General features: G+C 51.8%; 13 protein-coding genes. 5 read left to right on the top strand and 8 right to left on the bottom strand.

Annotated elements, in window-relative coordinates:
* From ABIE64_RS06870 to ABIE64_RS06860, 3 genes are all read right to left on the bottom strand, one after another.
* Complete coding sequence (locus ABIE64_RS06870; RefSeq protein WP_007092145.1) at positions 1–1197, bottom strand: amino acid ABC transporter permease; 1197 nt, start codon at positions 1195–1197, stop codon at positions 1–3.
* A gap of 115 nt (positions 1198–1312) precedes the next feature.
* A complete protein-coding gene (locus ABIE64_RS06865; RefSeq protein WP_007092146.1) occupies positions 1313–2332 on the bottom strand; it encodes an amino acid ABC transporter substrate-binding protein in 1020 nt (339 codons plus the stop codon).
* Positions 2333–2865: 533 nt separating this feature from the next.
* A complete protein-coding gene (locus ABIE64_RS06860; protein WP_354376958.1) occupies positions 2866–4818 on the bottom strand; it encodes an acetoacetate--CoA ligase in 1953 nt (650 codons plus the stop codon).
* Positions 4819–5245: 427 nt separating this feature from the next.
* On the opposite strand from ABIE64_RS06860, the gene moaB reads away from it, so the two are divergent.
* The 5 genes from moaB to ABIE64_RS06835 all read left to right on the top strand — a co-directional run bounded on the left by moaB (position 5246) and on the right by ABIE64_RS06835 (position 9761).
* Positions 5246–5776 (top strand): molybdenum cofactor biosynthesis protein B, encoded by a 531-nt coding sequence (gene moaB / locus ABIE64_RS06855; protein ID WP_007092148.1) that lies wholly within the window; start codon positions 5246–5248, stop codon positions 5774–5776.
* 50 nt (positions 5777–5826) lie between these two features.
* The gene (locus tag ABIE64_RS06850; RefSeq protein WP_071240089.1) at positions 5827–6597 is read left to right on the top strand and encodes a sulfite exporter TauE/SafE family protein; all 771 of its coding nucleotides are present in this window, start codon (positions 5827–5829) and stop codon (positions 6595–6597) included.
* A 249-nt stretch (positions 6598–6846) separates the two neighbouring features.
* Positions 6847–7908: a methyl-accepting chemotaxis protein gene (locus ABIE64_RS06845; protein WP_071240088.1), complete on the top strand. Its 1062-nt coding sequence runs from the start codon at positions 6847–6849 to the stop codon at positions 7906–7908.
* A 213-nt stretch (positions 7909–8121) separates the two neighbouring features.
* Complete coding sequence (locus ABIE64_RS06840) at positions 8122–8928, top strand: hypothetical protein (protein ID WP_071240087.1); 807 nt, start codon at positions 8122–8124, stop codon at positions 8926–8928.
* A gap of 71 nt (positions 8929–8999) precedes the next feature.
* Positions 9000–9761, top strand: a complete 762-nt coding sequence (locus tag ABIE64_RS06835) for an IclR family transcriptional regulator (protein ID WP_007092152.1) — start codon at positions 9000–9002, stop codon at positions 9759–9761.
* A gap of 57 nt (positions 9762–9818) precedes the next feature.
* Here ABIE64_RS06835 and msrA read toward each other — a convergent pair whose 3' ends face one another.
* The 5 genes from msrA to ABIE64_RS06810 form a co-directional block, all read right to left on the bottom strand.
* Positions 9819–10463 (bottom strand): peptide-methionine (S)-S-oxide reductase MsrA, encoded by a 645-nt coding sequence (gene msrA, locus ABIE64_RS06830; RefSeq protein WP_063094020.1) that lies wholly within the window; start codon positions 10461–10463, stop codon positions 9819–9821.
* Position 10464: 1 nt separating this feature from the next.
* Entirely contained in the window at positions 10465–10797 is a 333-nt protein-coding gene (locus ABIE64_RS06825) for a hypothetical protein (protein ID WP_139192106.1), read from the bottom strand.
* A gap of 215 nt (positions 10798–11012) precedes the next feature.
* Positions 11013–12341 carry an SPOR domain-containing protein gene (locus tag ABIE64_RS06820; protein WP_139192105.1) on the bottom strand — a complete coding sequence of 443 codons (1329 nt, stop codon included), beginning with the start codon at positions 12339–12341 and terminating at the stop codon, positions 11013–11015.
* A 167-nt stretch (positions 12342–12508) separates the two neighbouring features.
* On the bottom strand, positions 12509–12895 hold the full coding sequence (locus ABIE64_RS06815) for a hypothetical protein (protein ID WP_247643562.1): 387 nt from the start codon (positions 12893–12895) through the stop codon (positions 12509–12511).
* 113 nt (positions 12896–13008) lie between these two features.
* Positions 13009–13470 (bottom strand): tetratricopeptide repeat protein, encoded by a 462-nt coding sequence (locus ABIE64_RS06810; RefSeq protein ID WP_354376957.1) that lies wholly within the window; start codon positions 13468–13470, stop codon positions 13009–13011.
* Positions 13471–13718: the final 248 nt, after the last annotated feature.

The raw sequence follows: 13718 nt of genomic DNA, 5'->3' as shown, positions 1-13718 counted from the left end.
TTACCTCTCCACCAGTGCCATTTTCTTGTTGAACCAGTTCATAAAGAGCGAGGTCAACAAGGACAGACCAAGATAGATCGACATGAAGATCGAGATTGCCTCGATCGCCTGACCGGTCTGGTTCATGGTCGTGTTTGATACCGACACCAGATCGGGATAACCGACCGCGACAGCAAGCGAGCTGTTTTTGGTCAGGTTCAGATACTGGTTGGTCAGTGGCGGAATGGCGACGCGCATGGATTGCGGCAGGATCACCTTGCGAAGGGCAACCGAACGCTTGATGCCAAGACTATCGGCAGCTTCCCACTGGCCGTGAGGGACGGCCTGAATACCGGACCGGACAACTTCGGCAACATAGGTTGACGTGTAAACCGTCAGGCCAATGAGCACGGCAAGGAATTCGGGTGAAACATTTGTGCCACCACGGATGTTGAAGCCTTTGAGTTCCGGTATGTCCATATCGGTCGGCGCACCGCCGATCAGATAGGCAATAAAGACCAGGCCGACAAAAATGCCCGTTCCGACAAGAAATACCGGGAATGGCTGACCGGTTTCATCCTGGCGTTTTTTGGCCCATTTTTTGATAAGAAAGATGGCAACGAAGGCGATAATCGCAGCAATCCCCATCAGAGTATAGGCATTATCGGCAACCGGAACCGGCATATACATGCCACGTGACGTCAGCAGGACGCCGGGCAGGGGTTCGAATGCGTCGCGCGGATGCGGGAACGCGTTCGGAATGACGGCATACCAGAAGAAAAGTTGCAACAGGACCGGGATATTCCGGAAAATTTCCACGTAAACAGTCGCCAGTTTCCGAACGATCCAGTTCGACGACAGGCGCGCAATCCCGAAAATGGTACCGATAATGGTACACAGGATAATCCCGAGTAAAGACACCTTTACGGTGTTCAGAAGGCCAACCAACAGTGCGGTTGCATAGCTGCTTTGTGCACTGTACTGGACCATGCTTTCACTGATTTCGAACGAAGCTTCGAGATCAAGGAAGCCATAACCGGTTGAGATGTTTTGTCGTTCCAGGTTTACCAGCGTATTGGAAACCAGATACCAGCCCGCCAATATGACAAGTCCGATCGCAATGATTTGATACAGTATTGCGCGAACATTCTCGTCATTCAGGTAATCGACGACGGTCTTGGAACGAACACCTCCCGGGGCATTTTGAGTCTTACTCATCTGACCCTCAGGTGTAGATTGTATCCAATGTGAGTTGCCTTAACGAAAAGCTCCGCCCATGCGTTCAGGCAGTGGGGCGGAGCTTCGTTAGGCGATTTTTAGCCGACGCTAGATATTAGCGAACCGGCCAAGCATATTGCAGACCACCGTCGGTCCAGAGAGCGTTCAGGCCGCGCTCGACACCCAGTTTCGCGGTAACGTTTTTCTCATAGCTTTCGCCATAGTTACCAACCTGCTTGATGATGCGGTATGCCCACTCTTCGTCAAGACCAAGAGCTTCGCCCATGCCCGGGGAAACGCCCAAAAGACGCTGGATGCCGGGGTTGGTGCTGCTCTTCATTTCGTCAACATTTGCCATCGTGACACCGTATTCTTCGGCTTCGATCATGGCGGCAAGAGCCCAGCGACCGATATCAGCCCACTGTTCGTCACCCTGTGCGACAGCCGGTCCAAGCGGTTCTTTGGAAATGATTTCCGGAAGAATCATATAGTCGTCCGGGTTCGGCGCCATGGTGGTACGGATCGAGGCAAGGCCCGATGCGTCAGTGGTGTAAACGTCGCAACGGCCAGAGAAGAAGGCAGCGGTTGCTTCGTTGATGTTTTCGATAACGACCGGCTCGAAGCTCATGCCTTTGGCACGGAAGTAATCAGCTAGGTTGAGTTCGGTGGTGGTGCCCGGCTCGACGCAAACGGTTGCGCCGTCAAGTTCCGTTGCGCTGGATACGCCCAGGGCTTTCGGAATCAGGAAGCCCTGGCCATCATAGTAGTTGATACCAAGGAAGGTCAGGCCAAGCTTGACGTCGCGCGTCAGGGTCGCCGTGGTGTTACGCGAAAGGATGTCGATTTCGCCAGACTGCAGAGCGGTGAAACGCTGCGCAGCGGTCAATGGGGTGTACTGAACCTTGTTAGCGTCGCCCAGAAGTGCAGCAGCAATGCCACGGCAAACGTCAACGTCAATACCTTCCCATTTGCCTTCGGCGTTGGCAGCGGAGAAACCCGGAAGACCGGTGTTCACGCCACACTGAACGAAACCTTTAGCCTTGATGCCGTCAAGCACAGCGCCCGCGTGGGCATTGTTTGCGGCGATGGCTGCAACAGACATTGCGCCAGCGGCCAGGATCGTTTTGATTTTCATTAGATGAGCTCCCTCATTAGCAAAGCATTCTTTATGGCTTTGGTAACTTTTATGCCACCCTGGATATGCCAGAGCAGCATATCCTACTGTCCTGTTTTTATCGGACCACCAAATTAAGAAATTTTCGGCTGGTATGTGTCAAGCCTGAAAAATTTTACGCTGGGGGCTTGTTCTTCAAATTCACGCCATTTCCACGCTTTGGTGATGTACTGAAAAACGTTGTTTTGACGACTACAGAGCCTTTTTGCTGTTAAAAAACACCATATTTCAAAAGGTTAAAAACCTGTTCGAATGGTCAGGTTCTGAAAAGCAACAAATCTCAAAATTTTTTTGTTGCCAGCAATGAAATGAGCGTTTTTTAACCAATTGTAACTGTTGCTCAAAAAATAAACTCTGTTGCGGCGCGGAATCGACTTGCGATGTGCGCTGAAATCAAATCGGCACGCTTTATGGTTCTGATTAATCTTTTGCAAAAACGAAAGCCCCGTCGATCACGCGACGGGGCTTTGATGTTTTGAGCCGGACGTCTCGGCCTAGCTGCGCAGTTCCGGTAAATTGGAAAAAAGTTCAAGTGCTGTGGGGTTTGCGAGTGCTTCCTGATTCTTCACCGGGCGCCCATGCACAACATCCCGGACGGCCAGTTCGGTGATTTTTCCTGACTTTGTGCGGGGAATATCGGCCACGGCAATGATCTTTGCCGGGACGTGACGGGGCGTACAATTGTTCCTGATCTGTTTGCGTATACGGTCGATCAGAAGTTCATCCAGCTGATATTTTTCGCGCAGCACAACGAAAAGGATGACCCGAACATCGTTATCCCATTCCTGACCGATAACGATGGATTCTTGAATTTCGGGAAGCTTTTCGACCTGACGATAAATCTCGGCGGTGCCGATCCGGACACCGCCCGGGTTAAGTGTCGCGTCTGATCGGCCGTAGATGACCATACCGCCGTCATCGTCAAGCTCGACATAGTCGCCGTGGCACCAGATGTTATCGAAACGGTTGAAATAGGCTTCTTTATAGCGTGCGCCATCGGGGTCATTCCAGAAACCGATCGGCATGGAGGGGAAGGGGGCGGTGCAGACCAGTTCGCCCTTTTGATTGCGGATTGATTTGCCGTCATCGTCAAAAACATCAACGGCAAGACCCAGCGCGCGGGTCTGAATGATGCCGCGCTTCACCGGTAAGACCGGACAAGCAAGAACAAAGCAGCCCAGAATGTCGGTCCCGCCAGAGATGGAGGCCAAATGGATATCGGATTTTATATCGCGATAGACATAATCGAAACTTTCGGGGGCCAGGGGCGATCCGGTGGATGTCATGGCACGCACCGTCGATAGATCATGGGTTTCCCGTGGTTTAAGTTCGGCCTTTGCCAATGCATCGATATATTTGGCCGATGTCCCGAACAGGGTCATGCCCTCGGCATCGGCATAGTCAAACAATATATTGCCGCTGGGGTAGAACGGTGATCCATCGTAAAGCAGCAGTGTCGCGCCAGCGGCAAGGCCACCCATCAACCAGTTCCACATCATCCAGCCACAGGTGGTGAAGTAGAATACCCGATCGCCTGGCACTACATCGCAATGCAGGACATGTTCGGAAACCTGTTTAAGAAGTGTTCCGCCAGCGCCATGCACAATGCATTTCGGTTTGCCTGTCGTGCCGGACGAAAACATCACATAAAGCGGGTGATTGAATTCGACCTGTTCAAATACGATCTTTTCCGGACTGAAGGGGGCAAGGAAATTATCGTAGGAAATGCCATTGCGAATGCCGGTCGTGTTGGCGCCATCAAAGGCATATTTGACGATGACAACTTTCTGGATCGTCGTGATCCTGTCGACAACATCACGGACTTTTTCGCGAATGTCGTGGCTTTTGCCATTATAGTGATAGCCGTCAACCGTAATCATTAATTTGGGTTCGATCTGGCCGAACCTGTCAACGACGCCCTGAACCCCGAAGTCGGGGGAGGCCGATGACCAAGTGGCGCCGATTGCGGCTGTACCCAGCATTGCGATCACGGTTTCGATCATGTTGGGCATATATCCGCATACGCGATCACCCTTTTTGATGCCTTCGGCGCGAAGTGCCTGCGAGAATTTCGATACCGCGATATTCAGGTCGCACCATGAGATACGGGTTTTGACCTTGTCTTCCCCCCAGAAAACGAGCGCGTCGGTGTCGTCATCGCGGACCAGCAGGTTTTCTGAAAAATTCAGTCGGGCATTCGGGAAGAACTTTGCACCGGGCATTTTGTTGCCGTCAACAAGTACTGCGTCACCCCAGCTTTCTGCCTTCAGACCGACATAGTCGATAATTGCGGGCCAGAAATCTTCCTTGCTGGCAACCGACCAGTCATAGAGCGCGGGGAAGCTGTCCAGTTTCAGGCTGTGCTTTTCGTTCACCCAGTTGCGGAACCGGGTGACATTGGCGTTTTCAACGCGCGCTGGACTGGGCTGCCAAAGCAAATCGCTCATGATGGATCCTTTGTTTCCTGCCTGTTTTCTTGCAATTACCGACCATTTTTAAGGCTCAAATCGGTATCTCCCTACCACTTTTTTACGGTGAATTATGTTGCACGGCAAGAAAAGTCATGGGGCAGAGTGGGCGAGGTGTGAACTATCTTGCTGAAAGTCAAGTTTAAGAGTTTCAGGTTTTCTTCTTAGTGTTATGAAAATTAACATTAATTTTATTGGGTTTGTTGCCTGTTTTTTGAATGGAGGGTGATCGGGCTTCGGGAAATTCAGGCGTTTTTCGGTAATTAAATAACCAAAATTTGCGATGTTTTGTTCGATTGTGATGTGCCGAGGGTGTGTTGTGCGGTGCGGTATTTCGAAACGGCTTGCGCTTGTCTGCATGCTGACTACTCTGTCGGAAATGAAGCCACCATCCGGAGTTGATAGCATGTCCAGAATCGATGAAAATCGCCCGTTTGTATCTGTAAATATTGCTGTTCTGACGGTGAGCGATACCAGAACGCTGGGGAATGATACCTCTGGCCAGATCCTTGCCGATCGGATCGAAGCCAAAGGTCACAAGGTCGCGGCGCGGACTATCGTAAAGGATGATTTCGACACGATTGTTTCGCAGCTCCGGCAGTGGTGCGATGATCCGAAGGTTGACGTGATCATCAGTACGGGCGGGACTGGTGTGACCGGGCGCGATGTTACGACAGAGGCCCACCAGAAGGTTTATGACAAGGAGATCCCAGGGTTTGGCGAGTTGTTTCGCTGGCTGTCATATGCCAAGATTGGCACATCGACTGTTCAATCGCGTGCAACCGCTGGCGTATCTTGCGGAACTTACATGTTTGCCCTGCCAGGGTCGAATGGTGCGTGCAAGGATGCCTGGGATGATATCCTGTTCTATCAACTCGACATTCGTCACCGTCCATGCAACTTCGTCGAACTGATGCCGCGGTTGACCGAAAAGTAATCTGCCGCTCAGGTTTTAGACGAGACGATCACCTTCCGTAGGACGATTTTATGGAAATTATCACCGATCCCTTCTTTTACCTTGTTGCAATTCCGGCAGTTTTGATTGCTGGTGTGTCAAAAAGCGGGTTTGGGGGTGGGCTTGGTGTTATGGCAGTGCCACTGATGGCATTGGCGTTGTCGCCGCAGGCGGCTGCGGCAATTATGTTGCCGATATTGTGTCTGATGGATGTTGCCAATGTCTGGGCATACCGGAAGAACTGGGATCGTCGCAATATGATGATTCTGATACCGGCCGCACTTCTTGGTATCCTGGTCGGCACATTATCGTTCAGCTATCTGAATGAGTATGCCGTGAAGATGATCATTGCACTCATTGCCATCGGCTTTACCCTTGATCATTGGTTCCGCGGAAAAAAACGCGGCGATGAAGCCAGGCGCGCGAATTGGGGTAAGGGATCGTTTTGGGGAACCATTGCTGGTTTCACCAGCTTTGTTGCGCATGCTGGTGGTCCGCCGGTTTCTGTTTTCCTGTTGCCGCAACGAATGGATAAAACGGTTTTTGTCGGTACGACCGTCATGTTCTTCATCGTTGTCAATTATGTGAAGCTGATTCCTTACTGGTATCTAGGGCAATTCGGTGGTGCCAATTTCGGAACCGCGCTTGTTCTGGTTCCGGTGGCGATTCTCGGGACGTGGCTGGGGCTTTGGGCGCATGACAAGGTCAATGAAAAGCTGTTTTATCGGGTGTGCTACACCTTGCTGTTTATTACCGGTTTAAAACTGCTGTCTGATGCCGTTATCCACTTTGCCGAGATTTGAATGACGTTCTGGTGTGATTGATGCGGTAATTTTTGTGTTCATCAGGTTGAATTTTAGGGCGGGAAATTTCCTGCCCTTTTTCTTTTGGCGTGATTTAATCGGGAAAATTATCTCAAACGCACTATGTAAGCATTTTTTCATTAACCAATCGGGCATGAATTGCATATAAATTGCACGCTTAAGAATGATGCATAAAAAAAAAGCATCAACACGGGGTGAAACCAAATTTTGCAAGGGGAGCTTGCGGGAATGCCCGAACGAATTTTGCAGGTGGCAACAGAGATGTCGCAACTTGCCAATGAGAAGATCACAGAAATAAAAGGTGTAACCCGGGCTACGCGGACATTGGCGCTGAATGCGTTGATCGAAGCAGCACGTGCGGGGGAAGTAGGCCGCGGGTTTGGCGTCGTTGCCAACGAGGTTAAGGAAATCTCGCAGCGCGTAACCGTCATTACCGAAGAACTCGAACATATGTTTGAAAGTCTGGCGCTTGATCTTGAGCGAACGGCGCAAACGGCGCGTGGCGACCGCTTTGCCGACCTGTCACGATATGTTGTCGAGCTTATGGACCGAAACCTGTTTGAGCGGTCTTGTGATGTTCGATGGTGGGCCACAGACGCCGCGGTTGTTGATGTTTGCGAGAACCCGGACAACGGTGAAATCGCCAGCCAGACATCGCAGCGCCTTGGCGTGATCCTTGATTCCTATACCGTCTATCTTGACCTTTGGATTGCGGATTGTAACGGCCGGATCATTGCCACCGGGCGTCCGGATAAATACCGTCTTATCGGTACAGATATCGGTCACATGCCGTGGTTCCGCGAAGCTATGCGATGTCGGGATGGCGGGGCGTATGCGGTTGCGGATATCGCGCACAGTGAGCTGCTAAATAACGCGGCTACGGCGACCTATGCGACGGCTGTTCGACGGGGCGGTAAGGCAAAAGGCGACGTTATCGGTGTTATGGGGGTTTTCTTTGATTGGGAAAACCAGGCGCCGATGGTGGTAAAGGCATTGAACTTCAGCGATGAAGAGCGTGCACGCACGCGTGTAATGCTGATTGACTCGCAAAATCGCATCATCGCGGCGTCCGATAATCAGGGCGTCTTGAGCGAGCAGATCCGGTTGGAGGTCAAGGACCCCAATCGTGGTTCCTATCTACTGGCGGATGGGTCACTGGTTGCTTATGCGCTAACGCCCGGTTATGAGACATATAAGGGGCTTGGTTGGCGCGGGGTGATTGTTCAACAACCCCGAAATGCCACCAAAGCAGTTGATAAGCCGGGGGCAAAGCTTTCAATGGCGTCATAGGGCCGGGTCGGCAGCAAAGCCAGACCAAGAAAAGCATAGCAACCAGAAAAGCGGGCACCGTCGGGGCTCGCTTTTTTGCTTATGCGCCTGGTGTTCGTGAAACATCCTAAAATTGGTTCCTGCTTGCGCAGGCTGGAAAAAGGAGATAGCGGTAAAATATAATATTACGACAATTCATCGATGAATTGTTAAAATAAGCCGCGGGAGGTTACCTTGACGTTGCTGTTTGCCAAGCTTGCAGTATCAATTTCTGTTGTGCTGGGGTTATCCATCCTTGCGGAGCGTACAGGCCCGCGTGCCGCCGGGGTGCTTTCCGGTTACCCGCTTGGAACGGCGATCCTGCTGTATTTCATCGGGCTGGAGCAGGGCGTTGTGTTTGCGACAGAAAGCGCCGTCTATGCCCTGCCGGGGCTGATCGCAACACTTGCCTTTCTATATGCCTATTACCTGACGTCACGGTTGTTGTCAGACTGCCGGATGATATTGCAGATACCGGTAAGTTCCGTCGCGGCCTTTGGCGCATTCATGTTCGTTTCATGGATTTGCCAGCAGATCCAGTTTACCCGGATTTCAGGTGCCGTTACCCTGTTGGCTGCCATGATCGTCGCTCTGATACTGTTTCGGGGGATCGAGAATGTTCGCATATTGAACCGGGTGCGGTTGACCCGACGCATCGTGCTGTTTAGAGCTGTTCTTGCCGCCCTGATTGTTCTTGGCATCAGCGGTATTGCGGCATGGATCGGACCGAAATGGGCCGGGCTTTTTTCAGGGTTCCCGGTGACGCTTTATCCGATGATGCTGATCCTGCATGCATCTTATGGCATTGGTCCATTGCACACGGTAATCCGTAACTTCCCAAGAGGTATGGGATCGCTTTGGATTTATATTCTTGCGGTGACGTTCACGTATCCGGTTTGGGGTGTTAATGTTGGTACATTGCTTAGCTTCGCGGCAGCGACAGTTTATTTGATCGCTTATTCCACTTTGGTCTGGATGCGCGAAAAGTCCGTGCGTGTCTGAAGCCGATCCCATAATATTACAATATATCAGTTCCCAAGGCTCCAAAGCCTGCGACCGGAAGGATGATCTGCATGCAGCAGGTTCAGTCATTGGTAAGGGCAATCAGCATTCTGAACACGCTTGCGGATAGCGAGTACGGGATGACCTTGACCGAAATCGCCCATCAGGTGCATTTGCCGCCCTCTACCGTGCACCGGTTATTGACGACGATGCAGCATGAACGCTATGTCACATTCGATGGTGAACGAACGCTGTGGTCGATCGGCGTGCAGGCGTTCAGTGTGGGTAATGCCTTTACGAAAAACCGTAATCTTAGCCAGATCGCGCGCCCCTATATGCGCGCCTTGATGGAAGACAGTGGCGAAACGGTCAATCTGGCTGTGGCTGATGGCGGCGAAGTTATTTTCCTGTCGCAGGTGGAATGCCGCAAGATGATGCGGGCATTGGTAACGCCAGGCCGCCGGGCGCTGATGCATTGCTCGGGGGTGGGGAAGGCACTGCTTGCATTTCTGCCTGATGAAGAGGTGAATGCGGTAATCACGCAGCATGGTCTGCCAAAAATCACCGAACGTACACTGATCAGTGCCGATACGCTGAAAAGTGATCTGAACCGGTCAAGACAGCGTGGATACGCACTTGACGATGAAGAACATGCCATTGGCTTGCGCTGTGTTGCAGGCGTTGTACGTGATGAGACAGGACTGCCGATTGCGGCACTATCCTTGTCGGGCCCCGCTGCCCGCATACCGAACGAACGGATTGAACAGTTCGGATTGAAAGTCCGGCGGGTTTGTGCAGATCTTAGCCGTGAATATGGCGGCAAACCGGTGTAAGATGATCAGCCCGCATTGGTGTTCATGCAGGCTGATCATTAAACCTTGTATTGCGTTTTATAATCCCGGGCACGAAATGCCGGTTCCGCCAAGGCCGCAGTAACCATCCGGGTTCTTGTGCAGATACTGCTGATGGAAGTCTTCTGCATAGAAGAATGGCGGGGCGTCTTTGATTTCGGTTGTGATGGCATTGCGCCCGGCGGATTTGAGCGCATCAAGATATTGTTTTCTCGACGTCTCGGCGGCTTCTTTCTGTGTGTCGTTCAGGGTATAGATTACCGACCGGTACTGTGTGCCGATATCATTCCCTTGGCGCATTCCCTGGGTCGGGTCATGATTTTCCCAGAACAGTCGCAGCAATGCCTGATAGGATATCACTGTCGGATCAAAGACGATCTGCACAACTTCCGCATGGCCCGTCATGCCGCTGCAAACCTCGCGATATGTGGGGTTTTCAGTGTGGCCACCCGCGTAACCTGCTGCTGTGGTAAAGACGCCATCCTGCTTCCAGAAAAGACGCTCCGCCCCCCAGAAGCAGCCCATACCAAAGACAGCTGTTTCAAGGTTGTCGGGAAACGGGCCGGTCATCGGATTTCCGGTAACCGCGTGACGGTCTGCGACCTGCAATTTCTCGGCGCGACCGGGCAGGGCTGTTTCGGCAGACGGGATAGAGACTTTTTCTGGGGCGATCGAAGAGAACATGTCAGAACCTGCCTTGAGTTAATGGACTGAGTTGCAATTTAACCCAGATCGATGCTTTGGCAATTGCCTTCACGGTAAATTGTCTTCGAACATTCTTTTGGTAAGGGCCGCGCGGGACGCGATAATAAGAATACTGCATGTCATTATCGCTGGAAGCCGCTGATTTGCGACGCGCAAGACATTTGAAATCATCCTTGCTGATTGGTGGCGGTGTAATCAACCTGTTCATCGGGTTCGTATTCCTGCCTCTGCCGCCCCCGTTTTTCGGGATGGTTTTTATTGCGATTGGCATCCCGATGCTGGCGGCCGGGTCAAAACGCACAAGGCGTTTCATCCAGTATTTGCGTTGGCGATATTATCGGCATAACACCAGAATCGAGGCGGTTCTGAAGCGCCTGCCGGGGTTTCTTCGCAGGCATGGCCGTAAGACAAGGCCGGAAGCGCTTCATCGGCACCGGTCATTCGGTCACTGGGCAGGTAAAGCATCCGGGGTGGGTATGCCACCCGACGATAAGTCAAAACCCTGAAGCTTTTTCCGAAGATGTGATTTCAGGGTTTTATGTGACGGATCAGACAGTCAATTCCGGCGCGTTTCAGGCCGCCACACGCTGACTGTGCTTCGGACTGGCTGGAATACTGTCCGGTCATAAGACGGAAAAACAGACCTTGACCTTCAATCGCAATGCTTTGGACCTCGTGGCTTGCGCCACGAAGGATGCCGTCGCCCATAGTTTCAAATTTCAACCAACGGGATTCAGCCATTTCACGCGAACGATAGGCCGCCAATTGCACCGCGTAATAAGAAGAACTGCTTGTTTGAACCGATTGAGACGCTTCTTGCTTGGGTTCCTGTTCACGGATCGAAGGTGCAGGGGCTTCAGCAATCTTTGCTGGCTCGGTTGGAATTTTCTCCGCGCTCTCTTCAGCTTGTGCTTTGTTTGGCGCATCCACCATTGGAACTTCGATCAAGGTGCTTTGCGATGCAGGTGTTTCATCTATCAGTTCCAGCGTGCCGCTTTCAATGGGACGCGTTGTTGAAATCAGAGCCTTGTGTGACGCGCTTGGCGTAACCGCATCGCCTTTGATCGTAGGTGGTGTCGTTGCCGCGGTTAGTGGCTCTGTTTGAGGGGCAACAGACGGTGCGGCAATTTTCCTTGCTGGTCGGTCAACAGAGGTCAGGCGTGCTGTATTGCTGCTGACATCCATTTCCATTGCAGGACGTGCAGCCGTTGAATCCTCGGGCGGAATGTCGACCGCGACAGTGTTTTTGTAAAAATCGCGATTTCGTTGCACCGTCGGCGGATCGGGAAGTTCCGGGCCGGGCGCAACGATTGCCGAAGCAACCACCGCATCAATTTCGCGCGAGCGGGCAAGATCAGGATTGCTGATATCCATCGCCTTGATGCGCTTTTGTGCAAGGCTTGTGATCGTACCGCTTAGCATAATGCCGTTACCGCAATTGATCGAGATCGAGGCATTCGGATCGACCGCGGTCAACCAGAGATAAAGGCGCCGCGCCTTTGCATGTTCGTTGGCAAGATCAAGTGCCACGGCCTGACGCAGGTCATCGGCCGGATTGCCCTGCAGCGATATCGGTTCTGCTGCATTGTCATTCAGGGCCTGGTTCGAAACTGTCCCGGCAGATGCATTATCAAAGAAAAGGCCGCAGGCAGCACTATCGATGCCAGCTGCTATTGCCGTTTGCGACTGGCTGTCCGTATCGCTGATCTTGATTTGTTTGGCCCCAGTTTCGCTGCCAAACAGCGACATCATATCGTCAGAAGAGCATCCGGAGAGCAGGGGGACGAATAGGGCAATCGTCAGGCAGCCGTATTTCCAGCGCGACGATATGACGGATTTGGCGCTTTTATTGATCAATTGGCACCTGATTTCCCTTTGAGCCCCCAAAGGTCCATTGCATGGACTTCACCAATTTTGCAACCGGGCGGCACACTGTCAAGCAGTCAGAGAAAACAGATGATCGATTTATCTCAGCGTCTCGTGGGATATCGTCGTTTCGATGCGATTAGCGGTGTTATGCACTATCAGCGGTTCATCAATGGGATGACAATCCCGGCAAGAAGCACCAGAACGGTAATCGCCAGAACGATGTTGACGATCCCCTTGCTAAACTGGTTGGCCACTTCGTGGCTGACGCCGGAATCCTTTGCGCGTGATTTTGCCGCGCCGCCATTTCCTGCGCCACTTTTCTGACGGGTCAGGATTTTCACAACCTGTTTTTTGTCGCGTTTTGTGGCGTCGTCATATTTGTTTTCGACAACGCGAACTTCGGAATTGTTATTGTTGGTCAATGCGTTTTTCGCAGAATTGATCGCGCTTTGATAATCCGAAAGCGTTTCCAGGTCCATTTGCTGTCCGGTGCTGCGCACGACAACAACAGTATAACTTTTCCGCAGCACAGCGTCAGGCATGACCAAGTCCAGTTCCATGTATTACCCACAAGAGGGGTAATACATGGCGACAAATGTGTGTGTTGCAAAGCTATCCTAACGAATAGTTTCGGAAGGTTTTTTGCGGTGCAAATCTATTGCGGAATTTTTGCTGACAGCTCTTTGTATTCGTCGCAATCCATACCGCAGACTTTCTCCAGTCGCGCAAGGTTTTCACGCGCCATGTCGGGCTTTCCGGTCTGAAGGAACAGTTCGCCCTGATATTCCAAAGCACCCTTGTGTTCCGGATCAATCATCAATGCGCGTTCGTAGTTTTGGGACGCACTTTCAAGATCGCCTGATTTCCGCTGACTATAAGCAAGATAGTTAAGGATATCGGCATTTTTCGGATCATCTTCGAGCATGCCTTCAAGGCTTGCGATAGCTGTGTCGTATTTGCCAGCATCAATCATTTCGACGACTTCGGACAGATCGGGTGTATCGCTGCCCCAACTGCTGCCGCTGCCCATCGCCAAAGCTGCGGAGGATGCAGTACCCAATGCAAGCGTCATCGCCAGCGATGCAATAAAATAACGGGTTTTACCTTTGGAATTCATTGTCGCTACCTTTTCCTGAAAAAACATATGCACCAGATACGTTGGGAGCTTGGGATCAGTTTCGGATTTAGCACAACTTTGCGTTAAGTGCAGTCACGAGTTGGTGAAAGAACTATATTCCAAAGCCCTGAATTAGGTGGCGATTGCCAAACGAATGTTGAAACCTTTGGTTCCGCTGTGCCGTCCTGAAATACGCAAAATGCGAAGGCCCGCAATAAAACATGCGGGCCTTTGTGGTTTCGCCTTGA

Source organism: Thalassospira sp. MBR-102 (assembly GCF_040549275.1).
Taxonomy (GTDB): domain Bacteria; phylum Pseudomonadota; class Alphaproteobacteria; order Rhodospirillales; family Thalassospiraceae; genus Thalassospira; species Thalassospira xiamenensis.
Note: the sequence above shows the minus strand (reverse complement) of the source record. Positions and strands in the feature narration are given on the sequence as shown.

Excerpts from the sequence above, each read along its gene's own strand:
- moaB (WP_007092148.1), top strand. The coding sequence starts at position 5,246 with ATGTCCAGAATCGATGAAAATCGCCCGTTTGTATCTGTAAATATTGCT.
- ABIE64_RS06865 (WP_007092146.1), bottom strand. The coding sequence starts at position 2,332 with ATGAAAATCAAAACGATCCTGGCCGCTGGCGCAATGTCTGTTGCAGCC.
- ABIE64_RS06850 (WP_071240089.1), top strand. The coding sequence starts at position 5,827 with ATGGAAATTATCACCGATCCCTTCTTTTACCTTGTTGCAATTCCGGCA.
- ABIE64_RS06860 (WP_354376958.1), bottom strand. The coding sequence starts at position 4,818 with ATGAGCGATTTGCTTTGGCAGCCCAGTCCAGCGCGCGTTGAAAACGCC.
- ABIE64_RS06825 (WP_139192106.1), bottom strand. The coding sequence starts at position 10,797 with ATGAAACGCCTTGTGCGTTTTGACCCGGCCGCCAGCATCGGGATGCCA.
- ABIE64_RS06810 (WP_354376957.1), bottom strand. The coding sequence starts at position 13,470 with ATGAATTCCAAAGGTAAAACCCGTTATTTTATTGCATCGCTGGCGATG.
- ABIE64_RS06835 (WP_007092152.1), top strand. The coding sequence starts at position 9,000 with ATGCAGCAGGTTCAGTCATTGGTAAGGGCAATCAGCATTCTGAACACG.
- msrA (WP_063094020.1), bottom strand. The coding sequence starts at position 10,463 with ATGTTCTCTTCGATCGCCCCAGAAAAAGTCTCTATCCCGTCTGCCGAA.
- ABIE64_RS06845 (WP_071240088.1), top strand. The coding sequence starts at position 6,847 with ATGCCCGAACGAATTTTGCAGGTGGCAACAGAGATGTCGCAACTTGCC.
- ABIE64_RS06870 (WP_007092145.1), bottom strand. The coding sequence starts at position 1,197 with ATGAGTAAGACTCAAAATGCCCCGGGAGGTGTTCGTTCCAAGACCGTC.
- ABIE64_RS06815 (WP_247643562.1), bottom strand. The coding sequence starts at position 12,895 with ATGCCTGACGCTGTGCTGCGGAAAAGTTATACTGTTGTTGTCGTGCGC.